The following is a 22,000-nucleotide window of genomic DNA, read 5'->3' as shown; positions in this document are numbered from 1 at the left end:
GTGCGCTATACGCGCCGGCCGCCCGGCGAAACAAGAAACGCCCGGTCGGATGACCGGGCGTTCCTGACGTTGATCTGCCTGCAGATTACATCCGCGAGGCGACGTTTTCCCAGTTCACCAGATTGTCCAGGAAGTTGGTCAGGTAGGCCGGACGCTTGTTGCGGAAATCGATGTAGTAGGAGTGTTCCCACACATCGCAGCCCAGCAGAGCAGTCTGGTTGAAGCACAGCGGGTTGACGCCGTTTTCGGTCTTTGTCACCGCCAGCGAGCCATCGGTGTTCTTGACCAGCCAGGCCCAGCCGGAGCCGAACTGGCCGGCACCTGCAGCGGAGAACTGCGATTTGAACTCGTCAACCGAGCCGAATGACTCCACCAGCGCCTTTTCCAGCTCGCTTGGCATTGCGCTGTCGCCCGGGCCCATCATTTCCCAGAACTGATTGTGGTTCCACAGCTGCGAGATATTGTTGAAGATACCATTCTGGGCAACTGAACCGGCGTCATAGGTGCCTTTGATGATTTCTTCCAGCGACTTGCCGTCCCACTCGGTGCCGGCGATCAGCTTGTTGCCGTTGTCGACATAGGCTTTGTGGTGCAGGTCGTGGTGATACTCCAGGGTCTCGGCCGACATGCCTTTGGCGGCCAGGGCGTCGTGTGCATAAGGAAGATCGGGAAGTTCAAAAGCCATTTGGGCCCCCTGTAAAATAAGATTACGTTCCTGATCAGATACATGCTGTGCGGCGGGTTTCAGGTCAAGTGCCAAGGCCCCATTTCCCTGCAAGGTTTATGTGCACAAAGGCTGAGCCTGCCCGGTCCGGCTGGTGCTATGCTTATCTCAGACTCTCCAACCGATGCATTTACCGCTGCCGCGCGGCGCGTTGTGAGTTCCCCTGAACATCGGACACTGACGTAAGCTGCGGTTTGTTGTCTGCTGATCTTTAACGCGAAGGAGACCAGCAATGCCGAAACGGAAGAAACATCGCCCCATTTTCAAAGCTAAGGTCGCGCTGGAAGCGTTGAAGGGCGAGCCGATTATCCGCGATCTGGCCAGTCGGCTCGGCGTTCACCCGGCGATGATCCATCATTGGAAACACACCTCTATCTGTTGCCTGGCCTGAGGGTGACGCGCCCCAACCAGGTGGGCGGCCGGCATCACCTACCTGCCAATGCGCAAGGGGTTCCTGTATCCGGCCGCCATCATGGACTGGCACAACCGCAAGGTGCTGGCCTGGCGTATCTCAAAAACGCTGAAAACCGATTTCAGCGTGGAACCGCTGAGCAAGACCATCGCCAGGCTCTGCCCATCCGTGATCATGAGCACCAACCAGGGCAGCAAGTTCACCTCGCTTGACTGGACTGACCGGCTGCGCGATCCCGCTTGCGTATCTCGATGGATGGCAAAGACCGGTTCCTCGACAATTTCTTTGTCAAGCGTCTCTGGCGGTCGCTGAAATACGAATGCGTCTACCTGTACGCCTGGGAGACCGGATCAGAGGCAGAGGCCGGTGTCGGCAAAGGGATCGAGTTGTACAACTGCAGGCGCCCATATTCCGCCCCTGGCGTCCCCCCAAGCTTGGCCTATTGGCTGAGATAAAGACAAACCCAAACCGGTCAGCAGGTGCAGAGAGCAGCTTAAGTATCGCCGGAACTTGCCCAAAGATCAGGGAGTTGCTCAGTGATGCTTCTTCCTTCCGCCGCTGCGGCGGACGCGGTTGCCAGCAGAATGCGCGCATCCAGTAGCAATCGGTTCATTCAGGTTGTTCCATTCAGCCTGCTGCGCATGTGATGCAAGCACGCCAGTTCCAAAGCAATTGCAATCAATGACTGCATTGCAAACAACACATTTCCGCCCAAGGTCTGGCGGGCGCCTAGTTCCGCCCGAGGCGGTTCTGAGCTACCAGCGATAAAGACGGCTCCCTGCGGCATGAGCCCCAACCGCGCGGCGGCTGCATCGTGCTGCCGACGTTGATCGATTGAATGCTCATCTTCAGGTTTGCAGTGTTCAGGGCGGCCCTGAATCGCGGCTTTGCCCGCCCGCTGTCCGTCAGCATCGGTAACGACCAGCTAAGCGCATAGGTTGTCGCGCTGCGCTGCGAAACCCTGGCTGATACAGACACCCCAAACGCCGCATCGGTGACCTTTGCGGTCGTGAAGTCATCAGAAAATCGCACGTTGATACGGCCAGGTATCCATGACGCGCGGGAAATCGGTTGCAGGTCGCATTGAAAGCTGCCTTCCGCCCGGGCGCCCGCCCCGGATAACGTTAAAACCAGTGCTAGAATTCCGTATGCAGGCACGCTCATAAGCCGCTCCCTGTAACTTATTTTTCAAACAGCCTCTCCCTCCACCGTGAAAAGGCTTTTCAATTCAATCAATTGCAATCAGTGCTAAGGAGCAATTCCAGGGGCATCCAAATATATAAAAACGGTGCCCGGAAGGTCTCCAGGGCACCGTAAATGACGCGTCATAGCGTCACAAGCAGAAAGAGGGTGAAAATTTTAGTAAACACCCACCTTGCTTTGTGGATGTGCCGCTGTGCTCAGAAGTTTGAACACATACTCTCCGACAGAGCGGAAGCAGACGATGTAAAAGCAGCCGTCTTCATGCAGCCAGAAGGCGCCCGCCACCTGCGCCAAGCGCGAGCGGCGGAACTGGCCTGCCTTAAAGGCCGCCGCGTCAAAGTCCACCGGGCTTACTTTGCCCAGCACCTCGCGCGCCCCTTCACCCGAAACACGGAAGAAGGCACGGGCGTCAGAGACGTTCACCGCCAGTGCATGTTCGCCCGCCAGTGCCGCGGTCACTTCCGCGGTTTTGGCGACTGCATCCTCATAGGGCACCAGCAGCAGCAGCTCATCCGGCGACATCCAGGCAGCGGCGCCGTTTTCGGCAACCGTGATGCTGCCCTGGCCCGGAACCCCGGCGCCGGTGGCGGCTTTGACAGCCGCTTTCAGCGCGGCAGACCCCAGATCGCCACGCAGGGTGATCATCCCCTGCAGGCCCGCGTCCTCGACCTTGGCCAGGCCGGAGAAATGTGCGCCGTTCAGTACGGAAACAGCCTTAGACATTCTGCTTCTCCCCTTCCTTGTCGTAAAAGACCGGATCAACGATCTTGGCCTTGTAGGTCTTGCCGTCGGTGCCCGGGAATTCAACCACTTCGCCCATCCGCTTTGGACCGTGCTTGATCAGGCCCATTGCGATGCCGCGCCCCAAGGTCGCGGAATAGTAAGTTGAAGTCACCCGGCCGATCATGTTGCGCTGGCCGTTGGCATTGACGCCTTCACCCAATGCATAGGCGCCGTCCGGAAGCACCGAACCGTCCACAGTCTCCAGACCGACTAGCTGCCAGCGGTCGGGGTCTGCCATGTGGCTGCGCAGCTGGGCGCGTTTGCCAAGGAAGTCTTCCTTCTTCTTGGAGATCGCCCAGTGCAGTCCCAGATCCTGGGGGATCACGGTGCCATCGGTCTCGTCGCCGATCATGATGAAGCCTTTTTCGGCCCGCAGGATGTGCAGGGTCTCGGTGCCGTACGGCATGACGCCGAATTCCTTGCCTGCTTCCATCAGCGCATCCCAGAACGCTTGGCCTTCGGAAGCCGCAACCGCAATCTCGTAGGACAGCTCGCCCGAGAAAGAGATCCGGTAGGCGCGGGCATCGAAGCCGCCGATCTGACCGTCACGCCATTCCATGAACGGCAGCGCCTCTTTCGACAGATCCATGCCCCCGCCAGCTTGCGTGTTCAACTTCTCCAGCACCTTGCGGGCGTTGGGGCCGACCACGGCAACCTGGGCGTACTGCTCAGTCACGTTAGCGACATAGACCTTCATGTCCCACCATTCGGTCTGCAGCCATTCTTCCATGTGGCCATGGATGCTTTCGGCACCGCCGGTGGTGGTGTGGCAAAGGAAAGTGTCCTCGTCGATGCGGGCAACAACGCCGTCATCAATCAGGAAACCGTTTTCCGAGCACATCAGGCCATAGCGGCATTTGCCGACCTTCAGCGTGGACATCATGTTGGTATAGAGCATGTCCAGGAACTTGCCTGCGTCCGGCCCTTTGACAATCAGCTTGCCCAGGGTCGAAGCGTCCAGCAAGCCGAGGTTCTCGCGGGTGTTTTTCACCTCGCGGTTCACCGCGGCATGACGGTCCTCACCCGGTTGCGTGATGGCAAACGGGCGGCGCCACTGGCCAACCGGTTCCCAATCCGCACCGTTCTTGTCCATCCAGTCATAGATCGGCGTCTTGCGCACCGGCTGGAAGATTTCGGCCCGCGCCTCGCCAGCGATCGCACCAATGGAGATCGGGTGGTACGGAGGACGGAAGGTGGTGGTGCCAACCGACGGGATTTCCGAGTTCAGCGAGTCCGCAAGGATCGCCAGACCGTTGATGTTGGACAGTTTGCCCTGGTCGGTGGCCATGCCCAGCGTGGTGTAGCGCTTGGTGTGCTCGACGCTTTCGTAGCCTTCGCGCGCAGCCAGCTGCACGTCGGAGACTTTCACGTCGTTCTGGTAGTCCAGCCAGGACTTCATGCGCAGTTTGATGTCCGCCTTGGCCGGCATCAGCCAGACCGCTTCCATCTGCACTTCATCCTCGGAGACACCCTTGGCAGCCGCCACGGATTTCGCCGGGAAGCCAGCTGCTTCAGCCGCTTTCGAACCAGCCGCAGCTGCGTCTTCCAGCAGCGCGCCCAGGCCGAACTCGCCGTTTGCGGCACCTGCCGGTACCACAAAGCCGTTGCCGTCATGGCCCAGCGGCGGACGGGAGGCGTCCGGGCGGAAGTTGGCGTTTTTCTCGTCCCAGATCAGCTTGCCGCCGCAGTGGGACCACAGGTGCACCACCGGCGACCAGCCGCCGGACATGGCAACCGCATCGGCCTGCACGACCTCACGGGCGCCGCCTTCGCCGTTTTGGGCGCAGATGGAGACCTCGGTCACGCATTTGCCGTCCTTCACCTTGGCGATGGCACGGCCCAGCTCAACCCGGATACCCTTTTCGCGAACGGCTTCCATCAGCGCGCCGCCGCCGGTTTCGCGGGTATCGACCACACGCACCACTTCGACGCCGGCCTCATGCAGCACCAGTGCGGTGCGATAGGCGTCGTCGTTGTTGGTAGCAACCACAACCTTCTGGCCAGGGTTCACCCCCCAGTTCACCACATAGTCGCGCATCGACCCGGCCAGCATCACGCCCGGCACGTCGTTGCCCGCGAAGGACAGCGGCCGTTCAATGGCACCGGTTGCGGTAACGATCTGGCTGGCGCGGACCCGCCACAAGCGGTGGCGCGGACCGCCCTGGCCCGGCGCGTGGTCGGTCAGACGCTCATACCCCAGGGCATAGCCGTGGTCATAAACGCCTGACCCCATGCAACGGTCTCGCAGGGTGACGTTGTCCATCGCTTCCAGCTCAGCCAGGGTCTTAGCGATCCAGGCGTCAGGCGCTTCACCGTCGATGGTGCCACCGTCAACCGGAGCGCGGCCGCCCCAATGGTTGTTCTGCTCCATCACCAGAACCTTGGCGCCGGTGGCCGCTGCCGCCTTGGCCGCTTGCAGTCCGGCAACGCCGCCGCCGATGACCAGCACATCCGCGAAGAAGTAGAAGTGCTCGTAGGTGTCGGCGTCTTTCAGCTCTGCGTCAGGTGCCTTGCCCAGACCGGCAGACTTCCGGATGATTGGCTCATAAACGTGTTTCCACAGCGGACGCGGGTGGATGAACATCTTGTAATAGAAGCCAGCAGTCAGGAACCGGCTCAGCTTGTTGTTGATCGACAGAACGTCGAACTCCAGGCTCGGCCAGTGGTTCTGGGAATTTGCCGACAGTCCCGAAAAAAGCTCGGTTGTGGTGGCGCGCTGGTTCGGCTCATAGCGGTCACCGGTTCCCAGCTGCATCAGCGCATTGGGCTCTTCCGAACCGGATGCGACAACACCACGCGGGCGGTGGTATTTGAACGAGCGGCCCATCATCACTTGGCCGTTGGCCAGAAGAGCGGAGGCCAGGGTATCGCCGGCAAATCCTTTCATGGATTTGCCATTGAAGGTGAAGGCGATCTGTTTGGAGCGGTCGATCAGCCGGCCGTGCTTGGCAAGACGCGTGCTCATGTGCGCAGACCTTTCAAAGGAAAAGCAGGTGTTTCAGTCAGGCGGCGGATCATTTCTGACCGTCCGAGAATTCGCGCCAGGTCCAGCCCGGGCGTTTGGCAGTGATCTTGTCCATGATCTCCTGCGTCGGCACGCTGGTCTGGGCAGTGTAGGTGCCAAAGACCTCCAGTGTCATGGTGCAGCGGGCAGCGTGGAACCACTTGCCGCAGCCATTGGCATGGCGCCAGCGTTCAAAATGCACGCCTTTGGGGTTTTCGCGCATGAACAGGTAGTCATGAAACTCATCATCCGTGGAGCCGGGGCCAAAGCGCTTCAGATGCGCTTCGCCGCCCGCAGCCAGTTCGGTTTCTTCGGCTTTGACGCCGCAATAGGGGCATTCAAGGATCAGCATGGTGCTTGCTCCGTAAAATTGAATTTTGCAGCGTTAGTGCGCCACACCGGCAGCGACGCTCTCGTCGATGAACTTGCCTTCCTTGAAGCGCATCATCGAGAACTCCTCGGTCAGCGGCGAGTGGCCAGTGGCCATCAGTTCCGCCATTGCCCAGCCCGAGCCCGGGATCGACTTAAAGCCGCCGGTGCCCCAGCCGCAGTTGACAAAGCAGTTCTGCACCGGGGTTTTCGAGATAATGGGAGAGCGGTCTCCGGTCACATCCACAATGCCGCCCCACTGGCGCAGCATCTTCAGACGGCTGACCATCGGGAAGGTTTCGACCAAGGCGCGCACGGTTTCCTCGATATGGTGGAACGAGCCGCGCTGGGTGTAGTTGTTGAACCCGTCGGTGCCGCCGCCAATGACCATCTCGCCCTTATCGGACTGGGACATATAGCCGTGCACGGTGTTGGCCATCACAACCACATCCATGCAGGGTTTGATCGGCTCGGAAACCATCGCCTGCAGCGCCACGGATTCCATCGGCAGACGGAAACCCGCCATTTCCGACAGGACCGAAGCATTGCCTGCAACCAGCATCCCCAGCTTGTCGCAATCGATCGGGCCTTTGGTGGTGTCGACACCCACGGCGCGGCCGTTCTCGGTGCGCACGCCGGTAACTTCGCATTTCTGGATGATATCCATGCCCATGTCGGAACAGGCCCGTGCATAGCCCCAGGCCACCGCGTCATGGCGGGCGGTGCCGCCGCGTTCCTGCCACAAGCCGCCCAGAACCGGGTAACGGGGGCCGTGCAGATTGATGATCGGCACCAGTTCCTTCACCCGCTCCGGGCTGATCCACTCGGTCGGAACACCCTGCTGCAGGTTGGCGTGCGCCGTGCGCTTGTAGCCGCGGATTTCATGCTCGGTCTGGGCCAGCATGATCACGCCGCGCGGGCTGAACATCACGTTGTAGTTCAGATCCTGCGACATCGTCTCATAGAGGCTGCGCGCCTTTTCATAGATCGCAGCAGACGGATCCTGCAGGTAGTTCGAGCGGATGATGGTGGTGTTCCGGCCCGTATTGCCGCCCCCCAGCCAGCCTTTCTCGATAATTGCGACATTGGTGATGCCGAAGTTCTTACCCAGGTAATAGGCAGTGGCAAGGCCATGCCCGCCCGCCCCGACGATGACAACATCGTAATGGCGCTTGGGTTCAGGCGAGCGCCAGGCGCGCTCCCATCCGGTGTGATAGCGCAGGGCTTCCCGCGCGACGGCAAAAGCTGAATAGCGTTTCATAAGCGAATCCGATGGTTCGTGTCTGCTAGCGGGTATGCCTGAAACGCATGGCAGACCAGCGCCGTTTATCGTCCTCTTTCTGAGCTATTGCGACATATACAGCGCTCGTATTCCGACAGTCGGTGTCCGGGCGTGGCAGTTTGACCCTTTTGTTCGCCCGCCCCTGGATATAGATGAAAACCAAACCACGGAGACGGCATGATTTTCTGGACAGTCACCGCCCTGATCGCGTTCTCGGCAGCCTTTTTGCTGGCTATGATCCTTATTCGCGCCCGCACTGCGGGTGAACCCGCCGCGGCCTACGACTTGCGCGTCTACCGCCAGCAACTGCGGGAGGTGGACCGGGATCTCGCCCGCGGCGTCATCAACGCAGGCGACGCCGAACGGATCCGCACCGAGATTTCCCGCCGCATCCTGGCCGCAGACACGCAATTGCAACAGGCGCAGTCAGGCCGCTCGCAGCCCCGGACTCTGTCTTTGGTTATTGGCACAGCCACGGCGCTGCTGATCACTGGCGGAACGCTGGGGATTTACTGGCAGCTGGGTGCGCCCGGTTATGGCGACCTGGGCCTGAAGGACCGTATCCAGCTGGCTGGCGAACGCGCCGAAAACCGCCCTTCCCAATCCGAAGCTGAAGCCGAAGCGCCCGACCTGCCCAAGCCCCAGGTTGAAGAAGGCTATGTCAAACTGGTGGAGCAGCTGCGCAAAACCGCGGGCCAGCGCGACAACGACGCCCAGGGCCAGGCCCTGCTGGCCCAGCATGAGGCCAACCTCGGCAACTTCAAGGCCGCCTATGCCGCCAAGACCAACTACATCCGGCTGGCGGAGGGTCAGGTCAACGCCCGCGACTTCACCGAGCTGGCCGAGCTGAAAATCATGGCTGCCGCCGGCTATGTCTCTCCCGAGGCCCAGACCGACCTGCAACAGGCACGCGCCATTGATCCCGCACACGGTCCGGCCCGCTATTACTGGGGCCTGATGCTGGGTCAGATCGGCCGCCCGGACCTCGCCTACCGCGAATGGGCTGCAACCCTGCGTGACGGCCCGGCGGATGCGCCGTGGATCAAGGGCATTCAGGGCCAGATCGAGGAGATGGCCTTCCGCGCAGGTGTTGAATACCAGCCAATCCCTCCTGCCGGCGGAACCGCCCCTGCTCTGCCCGGCCCCAGCGCCGAAGACATGGCGGCTTCCAGCGGGCTCAGCGCCGAAGACCGGCAGCAGATGATCCGCGGAATGGTCACCCGCCTGTCCGACCGGCTCGCATCCGAAGGCGGCTCGGCCGAGGAGTGGGCCCGGCTGATCGGCGCCCTCTCGGTGCTCGGCGACAGCGCGCGTGCCCGCACGGTCTATGACGAAGCCCGCGGCGCCTTTGCCGCCGACCAGGACGCACTGGAGCTGTTGGAAACCATCGCCGCCCAAACAGGGATTGCAGAATGATCCACGACATTTTCGAAGAATTTGCCGCCGCCCTGCCGCCGATGTGCGCGCTGATCGGGCTGGACCTTGGCACCAAGACCATCGGCGTTGCCGTCTCTGACCGGATCGGCGCGGTGGCGACTCCGCTGGAAACCGTGAAGCGCAAGAAGTTCACGCTGGATGCCGCCCGCCTGCTGGAGATCATCCAGGCACGCGACATCAGCGGCATCCTTCTGGGCCTGCCCCGCAACATGGATGGAAGCGAAGGCCCCCGCTGCCAGTCCACCCGCGCCTTTGCCCGAAATCTGGGGCAGCTCACCGAGCTTCCGATCAGTTTCTGGGACGAACGTCTCAGCACTGTGGCGGCAGAAAAAGCGCTTCTTGAAGCAGATACGACACGCAAACGCCGCGCAGAGGTTATCGACCACGTCGCGGCCTCCTATATCCTCCAGGGTGCATTGGACCGGATGCGGCATTTGAAAAACGGGTGAATGATGACTGACGACGTATGGAAACGGGACGAGATCCAGTCCCCCTGCATCAAGATCTGCGTCGTCCACCCGGAGGCGCGCATCTGCACCGGCTGCTACCGCTCGATCGACGAAATCCGCGACTGGTCGAAGATGACAAATGAAGAACGCGCTGGCATCATGGACGACCTGCCAGCCCGTGCCAGCACACTGGTCAAGCGCCGCGGCGGCCGCAGCGCACGGCTGAAGCGCCGCTGACGCCGCGCGCGGCTCAGCCCGCCGCCAGCCAGGTCTTGGCGCTACCCGCCTCATCACTGGGAAAGAACCGGGTTTCCGCATCCAGGATCCGGCCAGCGATCCGCTGCGCCATATGCTGCCAGCCTTTGTCGCCGACCACGGCAGCGCGGTCCAGCAGCCCCACATGTGTCCGCGCCAGCCTGAAATGCGCCGCCATTGCCGACAGCCCTTGCCAGCCGTCGAACTCTGTCAGATCAAGCAGCAGCCGGAACCCCTCGCGCTCCCGCAGTTTTTCATCCAGTTCGCGGCCTGCACGCTCATAGACCTCCGGATCGACCTTGCCCATCAGCTTGATCTGCAGACAGGACCCGCCAAGATCGGTGACATGCACCGCGCCCAGAGACTCCCGCAGCCAGCGGCGCGCCTCGTCGGCCTCGTCCGAAGCAAAGACCTGCACCGGACAGGGCAGCAGCGGCGCTGCCACGCGGATCGCTGTTTTCACCCAGCTTTGATCCGCGGCCACCGCGCAGCGGTCAAACCCGCGCCAGTGCCCAAGGCCCAGTTTCGTATCCGCCCAGGCAGCGGACAGATCGAAGCCCTCGAAGCCCTCGTCCAGCACCGCCAGAACCCTGATCCGGTCATGCTCCTTCAAGGCCGCCTCGACGGCGGGCACGACCGTTGCCTCGTAGTCCTCGCCGCGAATTCTGCCCGACATGCGAATTTCAATCAGCGAGCCGTCCATCTGTGTGTCGATATCAATCATCTCAATCACCCTTTGCTCACAATGCTGGTCCAAGCCTACAGCCTCAGGCTGCTAGGGTCCAAGCGGGTGGTCTGCATCTGCTGCGTAACCCGGCAGCTTGCCGCTTACGGGAGGGCAACAATGATCGGCCGAGGGGACGAACCTGGAGCCGGCCAGAAGAATGTCAACGAAAGGGGTTAGCGATCTGCCAGCCAGCCTGAGGTCCAATCCGCCAGCTCCGGGCGGAAATAGGCGATCATGCGGCCCTCTTCCGGCGCTGAGGCTCCCTTGCCCCAGGGCGCAACCCCATGCAGGCACAAACGGTGCATCAGATAGGACTCGCCGGGCTTGGCGTGCACCGTGATCCGCGGGCAGGTCTCGAACACTTCGGCACGGGCGGCCGTATAGGTGTCGGTCACATCCGCATCTGCCCACTCCGCCTGCGGCACGCCCTTGAACGCGGCGGCAAAGGCGCGGCGCATGATGTGGTGGCTGCCCTCCCAGATCACCAGCGGCGCCGCATCCGGGCTGCTGTCATTCAGCGGGATCCCCAGCACCCAGGCATGCGGCTCCTCCACCTTGCGGCGGCGGTGCTCGCCAAACATCTTCACCCCGTCCACATGCGCCGCATCGCGTTTGACGCGGTAGCGGAAGGCTGCCTCCCCCTCGCCCGGACGCGGCCGCGGGTAGCCGGGAAAGACCGAGGACACTTGTGCGCGGTGCAGATCAGGGATCGGGCCAAGGTTCTGCGTGATGAACGCCACCGGCAAGCCCGACAATGGCGGACCATCCGGCAGGCGGCCCCCGGCGTCATTGGGCAGGGCATCGACGCCGATGAACCAGGTGCGCTCGCACTGGAACCACTCGGCGCAGGCCGGATCGTCCAGCGCCCTGACACCGTGCTGCAGCGCATCCGCTGCCCAGGCGGCGATCTGCGGGTCACGGGCGAACCGCACCCAGCCTTTTTCCTGAAACTGCTCGAATTGCTCCGGCATGATATCCCTCTTAATATCCGAAAGCCTTGCGCAGCATGTTGACTGCCACCAGCACCAGAAACACCCCGAACACCCGCTTCAGCGGTTTCGGGTCCATCGCATGGGCCAGTCTCACACCCCAGGGCGCGGTTATCAGCGTCATTGCGATCACGATGAAAAACGCCACCAGATTAACCGCCCCGACGGTGAACGGAGGCCGCGTGGCCGGGTCCAAATCCAGCAGCAGGAAACCAGCGACTGACGGCACCGCAATGATCACCCCAAAGCCCGCAGCCGTCGCCACCGCCCGGTGCACCGCCACCCCGTGCAGGGTCATTAGCGGCACGCCAAAACTGCCGCCGCCAATGCCCATCAGCACCGACAGGAACCCGACCGCAGGCGACAGCGCCAGCCGCTTTACACCTTTGGGCATCGCTTCAGCCAGCCGCCAGTCCGCGCGGCCCAGCCCCAGATAGCAGCCAATCACCAGCGCCAGTCCGCCAAACACGCCTTGCAGCACGGATGAACGCAAAGAGGTTGCTGCCAGCACCCCGGCAATGGCCCCCAGCGCGATGCCAATGCCCCAGCCGCGCAGAATCTGCCAATCCACCGCGCCCTTCTTGTTGTGGCTCAGGACTGAACGCACAGAGGTCACAATAATTGTCGCCAAAGAGGTCGCCAGACACATCTGCATGAGCTGATCGCCGCCATAGCCAAGGGTCTGAAAGGCATAGAAAAACGCCGGCACCAGGACGATGCCGCCGCCAACACCCAGAAGTCCCGCAAGCATCCCGGCGAATGCGCCGATCACCAGCAGCAGCCCCGCCATCTGCATCAGCAATGCAGGCTCCGGCCACAGGGCGGCGGTCATGGCAGGATCAGTCATGCGGGGAACCTCCGATTTAGCTTCACTGGCAAAGGGTTAGCGGCCGGAAACCGATTGCACAAGCCGATAGCCTGCAAAGCGCCGCGTCACGCGGCCGCGCGGTCCGCCACCTGCGCCAGGGCCTGCTCCACCAATTCCGGCCCGGCTCCTGCTCGGCAGGCGCCCTCAGAGAGCGTCCGCCGCCACTGCCGCGCGCCCGGCTTGCCGGCAAACAATCCGAGCATATGCCGGGTGATCTGGTTCAGCCTGGCCCCTTCGCCCAGCCGCGCTTCGATATACGGCAGCATCTGCCGCACGGCCTGGCAAGGCTCACTGGCGCTGCCGGTCCCGTAGATCTCCGGATCCGCGGCGCAAAGAACATCGGCAGGCTGGTGATAGGCCGCACGCCCCACCATCACGCCATCGAGGCCCCGGTCCAGGTGCGTCTTGGCCTCAGACAGCGTGGCAATACCGCCGTTGATCGAGATATGCAGATCCGGGAATGCGGCCTTCATCTTATGCACCAGATCATAATCCAAGGGCGGGATATCGCGGTTTTCCTTTGGGCTCAGCCCCTGCAACCAGGCCTTGCGTGCGTGGATTGTCACCCGCTGGCAGCCCGCAGACCGGATCTTGTCCAGGAAGTCCGGCAGCACCTCTTCCGGCTCCTGATCGTCAACACCGATCCGGCATTTGACGGTAACCTCGGCATTCACGGCTTCACGCATGGCGGCGACGCAATCCGCCACCAGGTCCGGCGTCTGCATCAGCACCGCGCCAAAGGCGCCCGATTGCACCCGGTCACTCGGACATCCGCAGTTGAGGTTGATCTCGTCATAGCCCGCTACCGCCCCCAGCCTGGCGGCCTCTGCCAGCTCCACCGGGTCCGAACCGCCCAGCTGCAAGGCTACCGGATGCTCGTCGGGGTGAAACTCAAGCAGATGCAGCGCCCCGCCCCGAACCAGCGCAGGCGCGGTTACCATTTCTGTGTAAAGCAGCGTCTCCCGGCTCAGCAGCCGATGCAGAAACCTGCAATCGGATGTCGTCCAATCCATCATGGGTGCCACGCTCAAACGCGCTGCTTTTTGTGCGTTATCTTTCAAAGCGTTAGCTCCGTAGGCTCATCAAGTACCTGTAGCAGGATTCCCTCGGGTTTCCGGTGATTTTGCCGGGTTTTCGGCGATTTTCGATTCTGGTGTGCTACGGTGTAGCACAACCGAGCCCATAGAACACCGCCCGTTCAGGGCTGAGCATCGTGCCCGGGAAACTCCTGCCCAAGATCTTCGACAGATCCAGGGAAATCGGCAATGAAATCTCCGCAAAGTTTTTTCTAGAACGGACCGACTTCCCCATCACCAAGACCGAGATGGAATGAGTTCTATGTCCAAGATAGACACCAATACCCAGAGCGTTCTCGCCGCCATTGCCGCTAAGAATGCCTGGAAGCCTGCTAGCCGATCCGCCCGCCGACCCGTTCGAGCGTCTGAACGACGTCTTCGCCCCGATAGGTGAAGCGCGGATCGGCCGCCGGGCAGTACCTGGAATGGGTTTCGACCACCGTCAGGACGCCCAGCTTCTTACCCAGGGCGAGCTGGTCGTGAACCAAGCCCCTTCCGGCAGATTGCGCTTGCGCAATCGCCTTTCGGGCAAGGAATCGCCCAGACATCGTTCGGTCCAGTTGCCTCCTGACGGTCTTCCCGCAGCTTCGCTTTTACCCGCCGCTTCGGGTGCTTGTTCCAGAGCTGCAGCCCCAACGCATTTTAAATCCTGCGGGTCTTCTTCATGTTGATTATCCACCCCTCCCGCCTCAGCAACACGTGGACGCGGCGGCAGCCGTAGCGCACACGCGTCTTTGCAATCTCCTTGATCCGCCGCTCAACGGCAGCCTGATCCGTCCGCCGGGATTAGTAGTGGAAGGTGGATGTGTCAAAGCAGATGGCCCCACAGGCCCTCCCAGTCGACGCACATCCCGGTGACAACCTCACGCAAACGGCCAGGCTTCAGAGCTTTCGGCGAATGACATCCTGAAGCATCTCCCGGTCCAGCGTCAGGTCCGCCACGGTCTTCTTCAGCTGGGTGTTCTCATCCTCCAGCGCCTACAGCCGGCGCATCTCGTCCGGCTGGAGGCCTCCGTATCTTTTCTTCCAGCTGAAATACGTTGCCTGACTGATCCCGGCCTTGCGGCAGATCTCCGCGACCGGTGTCCCTTGCTCACCTCGTTTCAAGATGAACGCCTTCTGCGCTTCGGTGAACTTCGATGCCTTGATGTGATTCCGCTCCTTTCCCAGCCGGGAAACCTTAGCGGAAAAATCCAGCTTCATTCGGTCCAGTTCTCTGGCCGCAAGTCAACGTCACGAACTCCAAAGAAACTACCGCTCCGAATTGAATCTAAGCAAGAACGCGTCTGCAAGTCTGTCTCAGAAGAGGACTTCTTCATCGGTTTTCACACCAGCACGTTGAGACTCCCTGTTTGATCGGCAAATTCATTTGCCGATCAAACAGGTGTTTAGCATCGTACATTGAATGAAGCTCAGCTTGGCGATCCGATCAGGCCGAAGGCTGCATATGTGCTACGCGCCATATAGTAGGGTACAAAATTATTACCAAACGACAAATTGCACTCAGCCATGTAAATCCAGCTTCGGGACCGCCAGCAGCCGGGCTGTGTGGTGCAAGGGGCGAAATCACTCGTGCCGCTCCCCGTAGGCTCTGCGCCACCGCTTGCCAAGCCGGTCCGGTTTTGTGTGTCGTGGGCCTGCTCCCCGCTAGCCAGCCAATGACGGCAAGTAGAGAACAATCCCCGGAAAGGCGACCAGCAGTGCAATTGTTACGGCGTCGGCAATGAAAAACGGCGTCACGCCCTTGAACACATCCTGCACGCTCAGGTCATCCCGAACGCCGGCAACCACGAAACAGTTCAGCCCGATCGGCGGAGTGATGAGGCAGAACTCGGCCATCTTCACAACCAGAATGCCAAACCAGATCGCGCACATCGTGCCGCTCATGCCAAAGGCGCTGTCGGCAGCGGCAACGCTTTCGCCGCCGTTCAGCGCCATCACCGCTGGATAGACCACCGGCAAGGTGAGCAGCAGCATTCCGATGGCATCCATGAACATGCCCAGCACCGCATAGGCCAGAAGGATGCAGATCAGGATCACCATCGGCGACATTTCCAGCGAGGTGATCCAGTCCGAAAACGCCCCAGGCAAGTCCGCGAACCCCAGAAAGCGCACGTAGATCAGAACCCCCCAGATGATGGTGAAGATCATCACCGTCAGTTTCGCTGTTTCCAGCAGGGCGGACTTCAGCTCCGCCCATTTCATGCCTTTGAGAACCGCCATGCAGAAGACCACAAAGGCCCCCAAAGCGCCGCCTTCGGTTGGCGTCCCCCAAGCATCGCCGCCAAAGGGGTTGTAGACAAAGCAGATGATGATCACGACAACAAAGATGATCGGCAGCGCGCCTGGCAACGCCGCAAAGCGCTGCCCCCAGGTGAAACCTTTGACCGGCGGGCCGACCGATTTGAAAACCACCGCGATACCGACAATCAGCAGGCCGTAAATCACTGCCGAAAATGCTCCGGGGATGAAACCCGCCAGCAGCAGCTTGCCGACGTCCTGTTCTACGATGATCGCATAAATAACCAGGATCGCCGAGGGCGGGATCAGCGAGGCCAGCGTGCCACCAGCTGCCACCACACCGGCGGCGAACTGCTTGTTGTAGCCGATCTTCAGCATCTCCGGAATGGCAATGCGGGCAAAGACGGCAGAGGTGGCGACAGACGCGCCCGACACCGCGGCAAAGCCCGCGGTGGCAAAAACGGTGGAAACCGCCAGCCCGCCCGGCAGCCAGGCAATCCAGCGTTTGGCGGCTTCGAACAAAGCGCGTGTCAGGCCCGCGTAATAGGCCAGATAACCGATCAGGATGAATGTTGGGATCAGCGACAGCGCCTGGCTGGAGACTTTGGAATGCGGCACCTGCCCCGCGATCTTGACCGACACGGTCAGCGCCTTGCCGAACTTATCCGGGCTGTAGCCGAACTTGGCCCAGAAGATCCAGACAAGGCCGATGAGGCCCGCAAGACCGGCGGCAAAGGCCACCCGCATTCCCAAGACCACCATCGCCAGCAGGCCGCCGGTGACCCACAGGCCGATTTCAATGGGTTCCATGTATCTTATCCCTGCCCGCTGCCGTTCGTGTCATGGCCTGCTAGTTGATCCGCCTCTGCCGCGGCCTGTTCCGCGGCGCTTTGCACCAGCGGCACCGCCACCGGCGTATCCAGCCCCAGAACCAGCGCCCGGCCATAGCCCCAGATTTGCAGCATCAGCCGAAGGCCCAGCACCGCAAAGGCCACCGGAGCCAGCAGTTTGGCGGGCCAGATCGGAATGCCGATGTCAATGGAGCTGTCGCGGCTCCACCAGGGTGCGGCAAAATCAAAGGAGCGCAGGAAATGCGACCAGCTGCCCCAGACCAGCGCTGCAATCAGCAGGAAGATCAGAATGACCGAGATCATCTCAAACAGCCACATGGCCCGGCCCCTGAGGGCACCGATAACGATGTCCATGCGGATATGGCCGCCATTGCGCTGCACATAAGCGATGCCCATGAAGGCGATCAGCGGCATAATTTGTTCGATCCAGTCGACGTAACCGGGCAAGGGCGCATTGACCGCATTGCGCCCGCCGACTGAGACCACCGCCAGGATCATCAGCGAAAACACCGCTATGCCGCTCAGAAGCGCCAGCAGGCGCTCTGCTTTCAATAACCTTTGGTCCAGCCTGCTGATCAGGCTTCCGTCCTCCAGCACTGCTGCGCTGCCTGCCATGCCCGCCCCCGTCGTTCAGTCTCGTCAAGAAAAGGGGCCGGGCCTGATCAGCCCGGCCCTTTGTGTTTCATCAGGCTCAGCTGCCTGAACGGTGATCGCTAAGTGTCTTCTGCACCAGATCATACAGCTCCTGCGCCGGCAGTCCCTGGGCGGTCATGTCCTCGATCCACTGAGCACGGATCGGGTCAGCGGCCACTTTTCGGAACTCGGCCAGCTGGTCGTCAGAGATATTAACTTTCTCTACACCTTTCTCGACGAGCACGCTGTCCCACTTCTCCAGCAGCGCGCCGTAATTGGTCAGATAGTGGTCGATTGCCTCTTCAACCGAGCTGTCGAGGGCCTCGCGCTCGGCGCCGCTGAGGGCTTCATAGGCATCGGTGTTCACCACCACCGGGCAGTTCACGGTGCCCGGGTTCAGGTTTGCGGTCCACCAGTCAGCGCGATTGATAGTGCCAAAGGCCAGATGCGCGTGCTGGGCAAAGGCGACGGTGTCCACGACACCGGATTCCATTGCATTGTATGCTTCCGTCGCGGTCACCGAGGTCGGCACCGCGCCAACAGCCGAGAACGCCTTGCCGATGCCGCCAGTGGCACGCACCCGCATGTCCTTGAACTCCGCCAGCTCATCGCGCGGCTCACCTGTGCCCACGATATTGTACTGCGGCATGGGAGAGGTCATAAGAAGCTTGGCATTCCAGCGCGCCAGATCCGCCTGCACCGCCGGATGCGCATAGACCGCGTTTGCCACGGCCACTTCTTCGTCCAGCGTGTTCACGCCCAGGAACGGCAGTTCCAGCACGGTGATCGACGGGTTCTTGTCGCGGTGGTAGCCGGCACAGAACTGCGCCATCTCAAAGGCACCGATGGAAATGCCGTCGAGGTTCTCCTTGTTCTTGGACAAGCCGCCATAGCTGATGTTCAAGGTGAATTCGCCGCCGGTTTTTTCAGCGACCAGCTCGGCCAGTTTTTCCACATGTTCAGTGAACGCGCGGCGCTTGCCCCACAGCGACACGTTCCATTCGGTCGCAGCGGCCTCGCCTGCCATTGCTACGCCAGCAGTTGCCGCCACAGCGGCCGTCAGAAATCTATTCATGATGTAACTCTCCCGAATTGCGCCCTTTTCGATCCGGCATCTGATCCGGAGTGGTGCGCTTGACCGTCAGGCTAGCGGCACAGATACGCGCTGCCAAGCCCCTCGAAGGGAAAGGTAACGCAGCGACTCGCGCCATCCTCAAATCGAAAGTCCCGCCGCGCCGGCACAATATGCCGCAGGGGCTAAGCCGCCGGAAGCTGCGGCAGTACGCCGCTCCTGAGCCTAAAGCAGCGATTGAAGCAGCACCTGATCGCTGGTGAAATTTACAGAAAAGCCTATAAAAACAGGCCGCCGCATGCGTTTGCACGCCACTTTCTTTACAAAGAAACCTAAGAATCTTAAATTCGTTGACAGATAAAGCCTTTGATATCGGCGTTTTATTCACAAATTTTCTAGCCGCACTATTATTTGCCCCAGGAGGAAACGGTTTGACAGCCACGGCACAGCGTTGTCGTTTGTCTTGCCAATAAAATTCTGGGAGGAAACCGAATGAACGCGTTGCACGCAGACGCTGTCTATCCGCCGTCCGACGAAACCGTTGCCCGTGCGCATGTGACCGCCGCCAAGTATCAGGAGATGTATGACGCCTCGCTGACCGACCCCGAAGGGTTCTGGGGCGAACAAGGCAAGCGCATCGACTGGATCAAGCCCTTCACCCAGGTGAAGGACGTGAACTACAGCTTCGGCAATGTCTCGATCAACTGGTACGGCGACGGCACCCTGAACGTCAGCGCCAATTGCATCGACCGCCACCTGGAAACCCGCGGCGATCAGACCGCGATCATCTGGGAACCGGATGATCCGAACGAGGACGCGCAGCACATCACCTACACCGAGCTGCACCGCCGCACCTGCCGGATGGCCAATATCCTCGTGTCGATGGGCGTGCGCAAAGGCGACCGCGTGGTGATCTACCTGCCGATGATCCCCGAGGCGGCCTATGCCATGCTGGCCTGCGCCCGGATCGGCGCCATCCATTCCATCGTGTTTGCCGGCTTCTCCCCCGACGCGTTGGCGGCCCGGGTCAACGGCTGCGACGCCAAAGTGGTCATTACCGCCGATGAGGCCCCCCGCGGCGGCCGCAAGACCGCGCTGAAGTCGAACGCCGACGCGGCGCTCTTGCACACCAAGGAGAGCGTGAAATGCCTGGTGGTCAAACGCACTGGCGGCCAGACCACCTGGGTCGACGGGCGCGACCATGACTACAACGAAATGGCGCTGGAAGCGGATGACACCTGCGCCCCCGCCGAGATGAACGCCGAGGATCCGCTGTTCATCCTCTACACTTCCGGTTCCACCGGCCAGCCCAAGGGCGTTGTGCATACCTCCGGCGGCTATCTGGCCTATGCCGCGATGACCCATGAAATCACATTCGATTACCACGATGGCGACGTCTACTGGTGCACCGCGGATGTGGGCTGGGTCACCGGCCACAGCTATATCGTCTATGGGCCGCTGGCCAATGGTGCCACCACCCTTATGTTCGAGGGCGTGCCGACTTACCCCGATGCCAGCCGCTTCTGGCAGGTCTGCCAAAAGCACAAGGTGAACCAGTTCTACACTGCCCCCACCGCGCTGCGCGCCCTGATGGGGCAGGGCAACGAATGGGTCGAAAAATGCGATCTCAGCGATCTCAAGGTGCTGGGCACGGTGGGTGAACCGATCAACCCCGAGGCCTGGAACTGGTACAATGAGGTTGTCGGCAAGGGCAAATGCCCGATCGTTGACACCTGGTGGCAGACCGAGACCGGCGGCCACCTGATGACCCCGCTGCCGGGCGCCCATGCGATGAAACCGGGCGCCGCAATGAAGCCTTTCTTTGGTATCCAGCCGGTGGTTCTGGACCCCACCACCGGCGTCGAGATCGAAGGCAACGGCGTCGAGGGCGTTTTGTGCATCAAGGACAGCTGGCCGGGCCAGATGCGCACCGTCTGGGGCGACCATGAACGCTTCGAGAAGACCTATTTCTCCGACTACAAAGGCTATTACTTCACCGGCGACGGCTGCCGCCGCGACGAGGACGGCGATTACTGGATCACCGGCCGCGTCGATGACGTGATCAACGTCTCCGGCCACCGCATGGGCACAGCTGAGGTCGAAAGCGCGCTGGTGGCACATGCCGCAGTGGCCGAGGCCGCCGTGGTCGGCTACCCGCATGAGATCAAGGGCCAGGGCATCTACTGCTATGTGACCCTGATGAACGACCGCGACCCCTCGGACGAGCTGTTGAAGGAGCTGCGGACCTGGGTGCGCACCGAGATCGGCCCGATTGCCAGCCCGGACGTGATCCAATGGGCGCCGGGCCTGCCGAAAACCCGTTCCGGCAAGATCATGCGCCGTATCCTGCGCAAGATTGCCGAGAACGATTTCGGCAGCTTGGGCGATACATCGACGCTTGCCGATCCGTCGGTGGTCGACGACCTGATCGCAAACCGCGCGAACAAGGGGTAAACGCACATGAATATGGCAGTTATGACCCGCCCCGCAGTTCTGATCCTGCTGGGCCCTCCCGGGGCCGGCAAAGGCACCCAAGCGCGGATGCTGGAGGAAAAATTCGGCTATGTGCAGCTGTCGACCGGCGACCTGCTGCGCGAAGCGGTTGCCGCGGGCACGCCTGCGGGCTTCGCCGCCAAGGCGGTGATGGAAGCGGGCCAGCTGGTCAGCGATGAGATCGTAATCAACATCCTGCGCGATCGCCTGACAAAGCCGGATTGCGCCAAAGGCGTGATCCTGGACGGCTTCCCCCGTACAACCGTGCAGGCCGAAGCGCTGGACGGGCTGCTGGCCGAGACTGGCCAGAAAATAAACGCCGCGATCAGCCTCGAAGTGGATGATGCGGCGATGGTCGAGCGGATCTCGGGCCGCTACACCTGCGGCGGCTGCGGCGAGGGCTATCACGACAGCTTCAAACAATCCGCCGTGGCCGGTAAATGCGACAAATGCGGCGGCACCGAGATGAAGCGCCGCGCCGATGACAATGCGGAAACCGTTGCCAGCCGGCTGGTGTCCTATCACGCGCAAACCGCACCGCTGATCGCCTATTACGGCCGCAAGGGCGTTCTGCAGCGAACTAACGCGATGGGCCGTATCGGCGACATCGCCCGCGACATGGCGGCCATCGTGACCGGGGCCACCGGCTAACCAACAAGAAACGGGGCCTGCGCTGAACCCGCAGGACCCCGTCTTCCAGACAGCTGAATACCCGACGGCCCCGTCTGCACTATGCAGCTGCGGACCGGAGGAGCCATGCCTGCACGCCGAGACCCCGGCGGCCGGCAAACGGAGAGAGTCTGCCCGCATCCCGCGGCAGCTCAATAGGGAGAAGGAGGAGCCGCTATGGCGAACCACACAACCAACTCCGCACAGACTGCCGAAGCCGACAAAGGCTATTGGGCGGCAAATGTGCGGATCATACTTGTCAGCCTGGTGATCTGGGCTGTCGTCTCGTTCGGCTTTGGCATCCTGCTGCGCCCGCTGCTGTCCGGTATCAAGGTCGGCGGCAGCGATCTAGGCTTCTGGTTTGCCCAGCAGGGCTCGATCCTGGTGTTTCTGGGGCTGATCTTTTTCTACGCGTTCCGGATGAACAAACTGGACCGCGAATACGGCGTGGAGGAAGAATAAG

21 protein-coding genes and 2 pseudogenes are annotated in these 22,000 nt (G+C 61.4%); 9 read left to right on the top strand and 14 right to left on the bottom strand.

The window, feature by feature from the left end; all coding sequences use genetic code 11:
* Window positions 1–85: 85 nt before the first annotated feature.
* Window positions 86–685 (bottom strand): superoxide dismutase, encoded by a 600-nt coding sequence (locus tag AC0KW6_RS00695; RefSeq protein ID WP_474033812.1) that lies wholly within the window; start codon window positions 683–685, stop codon window positions 86–88.
* 271 nt (window positions 686–956) lie between these two features.
* Here AC0KW6_RS00695 and AC0KW6_RS00690 point away from each other — a divergent pair, with 271 nt between their 5' ends.
* The 3 genes and pseudogenes from AC0KW6_RS00690 (at window position 957) to AC0KW6_RS00680 (ending at window position 1,591) form a co-directional block, all read left to right on the top strand.
* Window positions 957–1,115, top strand: coding sequence for a transposase (locus AC0KW6_RS00690; protein WP_323781264.1), 159 nt, complete (start codon window positions 957–959; stop codon window positions 1,113–1,115).
* 21 nt (window positions 1,116–1,136) lie between these two features.
* A pseudogene (locus tag AC0KW6_RS00685) lies at window positions 1,137–1,448 on the top strand (DDE-type integrase/transposase/recombinase); the annotation flags it as partial.
* Window positions 1,388–1,591: an integrase core domain-containing protein gene (locus AC0KW6_RS00680; RefSeq protein WP_416361555.1), complete on the top strand. Its 204-nt coding sequence runs from the start codon at window positions 1,388–1,390 to the stop codon at window positions 1,589–1,591. The pseudogene AC0KW6_RS00685 and the gene AC0KW6_RS00680, both read left to right, overlap by 61 nt.
* 274 nt (window positions 1,592–1,865) lie before the next feature.
* Here AC0KW6_RS00680 and AC0KW6_RS00675 read toward each other — a convergent pair whose 3' ends face one another.
* The 5 genes from AC0KW6_RS00675 to AC0KW6_RS00655 form a co-directional block, all read right to left on the bottom strand.
* Entirely contained in the window at window positions 1,866–2,300 is a 435-nt protein-coding gene (locus tag AC0KW6_RS00675) for a hypothetical protein (protein WP_323781265.1), read from the bottom strand.
* Window positions 2,301–2,495: 195 nt separating this feature from the next.
* Window positions 2,496–3,062: a sarcosine oxidase subunit gamma gene (locus AC0KW6_RS00670; RefSeq protein ID WP_323781266.1), complete on the bottom strand. Its 567-nt coding sequence runs from the start codon at window positions 3,060–3,062 to the stop codon at window positions 2,496–2,498.
* On the bottom strand, window positions 3,055–6,087 hold the full coding sequence (locus AC0KW6_RS00665; protein ID WP_323781267.1) for a sarcosine oxidase subunit alpha family protein: 3,033 nt from the start codon (window positions 6,085–6,087) through the stop codon (window positions 3,055–3,057). Before AC0KW6_RS00665 ends, AC0KW6_RS00670 begins: the two co-directional genes overlap by 8 nt.
* 49 nt (window positions 6,088–6,136) lie before the next feature.
* Window positions 6,137–6,478: a sarcosine oxidase subunit delta gene (locus AC0KW6_RS00660; protein ID WP_474033811.1), complete on the bottom strand. Its 342-nt coding sequence runs from the start codon at window positions 6,476–6,478 to the stop codon at window positions 6,137–6,139.
* Between the two features lie 33 nt (window positions 6,479–6,511).
* Window positions 6,512–7,756: a sarcosine oxidase subunit beta family protein gene (locus tag AC0KW6_RS00655; protein ID WP_024089838.1), complete on the bottom strand. Its 1,245-nt coding sequence runs from the start codon at window positions 7,754–7,756 to the stop codon at window positions 6,512–6,514.
* 198 nt (window positions 7,757–7,954) lie between these two features.
* Between AC0KW6_RS00655 and ccmI the strand changes: the two genes are divergently transcribed.
* Genes ccmI through AC0KW6_RS00640 form a run of 3 tightly spaced genes read left to right on the top strand, consistent with a single transcriptional unit; the run spans window position 7,955 to window position 9,900 of the window.
* On the top strand, window positions 7,955–9,193 hold the full coding sequence (gene ccmI / locus AC0KW6_RS00650) for a c-type cytochrome biogenesis protein CcmI (RefSeq protein WP_323781277.1): 1,239 nt from the start codon (window positions 7,955–7,957) through the stop codon (window positions 9,191–9,193).
* The gene (gene ruvX, locus AC0KW6_RS00645; RefSeq protein ID WP_323781280.1) at window positions 9,190–9,663 is read left to right on the top strand and encodes a Holliday junction resolvase RuvX; all 474 of its coding nucleotides are present in this window, start codon (window positions 9,190–9,192) and stop codon (window positions 9,661–9,663) included. The genes ccmI and ruvX overlap by 4 nt, the downstream gene beginning before the upstream one ends.
* Before the next feature lie 3 nt (window positions 9,664–9,666).
* Complete coding sequence (locus AC0KW6_RS00640) at window positions 9,667–9,900, top strand: DUF1289 domain-containing protein (RefSeq protein WP_323781283.1); 234 nt, start codon at window positions 9,667–9,669, stop codon at window positions 9,898–9,900.
* A 13-nt stretch (window positions 9,901–9,913) separates the two neighbouring features.
* Here AC0KW6_RS00640 and AC0KW6_RS00635 read toward each other — a convergent pair whose 3' ends face one another.
* From AC0KW6_RS00635 to AC0KW6_RS00600, 8 genes and pseudogenes are all read right to left on the bottom strand, one after another.
* Window positions 9,914–10,642: a SpoIIAA family protein gene (locus tag AC0KW6_RS00635; RefSeq protein WP_474033810.1), complete on the bottom strand. Its 729-nt coding sequence runs from the start codon at window positions 10,640–10,642 to the stop codon at window positions 9,914–9,916.
* Between the two features lie 176 nt (window positions 10,643–10,818).
* A complete protein-coding gene (locus tag AC0KW6_RS00630; protein WP_323781595.1) occupies window positions 10,819–11,616 on the bottom strand; it encodes a hypothetical protein in 798 nt (265 codons plus the stop codon).
* A gap of 10 nt (window positions 11,617–11,626) precedes the next feature.
* Window positions 11,627–12,481, bottom strand: a complete 855-nt coding sequence (locus tag AC0KW6_RS00625; protein ID WP_323781592.1) for a sulfite exporter TauE/SafE family protein — start codon at window positions 12,479–12,481, stop codon at window positions 11,627–11,629.
* Between the two features lie 86 nt (window positions 12,482–12,567).
* Complete coding sequence (gene dusA, locus AC0KW6_RS00620; protein ID WP_474033809.1) at window positions 12,568–13,563, bottom strand: tRNA dihydrouridine(20/20a) synthase DusA; 996 nt, start codon at window positions 13,561–13,563, stop codon at window positions 12,568–12,570.
* A gap of 350 nt (window positions 13,564–13,913) precedes the next feature.
* Window positions 13,914–14,727, bottom strand: a pseudogene (locus AC0KW6_RS00615) (transposase); the annotation flags it as partial.
* A 498-nt stretch (window positions 14,728–15,225) separates the two neighbouring features.
* Window positions 15,226–16,629: a TRAP transporter large permease gene (locus tag AC0KW6_RS00610; RefSeq protein WP_323779079.1), complete on the bottom strand. Its 1,404-nt coding sequence runs from the start codon at window positions 16,627–16,629 to the stop codon at window positions 15,226–15,228.
* 5 nt (window positions 16,630–16,634) lie between these two features.
* A complete protein-coding gene (locus AC0KW6_RS00605) occupies window positions 16,635–17,285 on the bottom strand; it encodes a TRAP transporter small permease subunit (protein ID WP_474033808.1) in 651 nt (216 codons plus the stop codon).
* Between the two features lie 76 nt (window positions 17,286–17,361).
* Window positions 17,362–18,378, bottom strand: coding sequence for a C4-dicarboxylate TRAP transporter substrate-binding protein (locus tag AC0KW6_RS00600; protein ID WP_474033807.1), 1,017 nt, complete (start codon window positions 18,376–18,378; stop codon window positions 17,362–17,364).
* A 489-nt stretch (window positions 18,379–18,867) separates the two neighbouring features.
* On the opposite strand from AC0KW6_RS00600, the gene acs reads away from it, so the two are divergent.
* The 3 genes from acs to AC0KW6_RS00585 all read left to right on the top strand — a co-directional run bounded on the left by acs (window position 18,868) and on the right by AC0KW6_RS00585 (window position 21,999).
* Window positions 18,868–20,829, top strand: coding sequence for an acetate--CoA ligase (gene acs / locus AC0KW6_RS00595; protein WP_474033806.1), 1,962 nt, complete (start codon window positions 18,868–18,870; stop codon window positions 20,827–20,829).
* A 6-nt stretch (window positions 20,830–20,835) separates the two neighbouring features.
* Window positions 20,836–21,519 carry an adenylate kinase gene (locus AC0KW6_RS00590; RefSeq protein ID WP_474033805.1) on the top strand — a complete coding sequence of 228 codons (684 nt, stop codon included), beginning with the start codon at window positions 20,836–20,838 and terminating at the stop codon, window positions 21,517–21,519.
* A gap of 195 nt (window positions 21,520–21,714) precedes the next feature.
* A complete protein-coding gene (locus tag AC0KW6_RS00585) occupies window positions 21,715–21,999 on the top strand; it encodes a DUF4212 domain-containing protein (RefSeq protein ID WP_323779089.1) in 285 nt (94 codons plus the stop codon).
* Window position 22,000: the final 1 nt, after the last annotated feature.

This window comes from Leisingera sp. SA215 (assembly GCF_055902035.1).
This window is presented reverse-complemented; position numbering and strand designations above follow the sequence as displayed.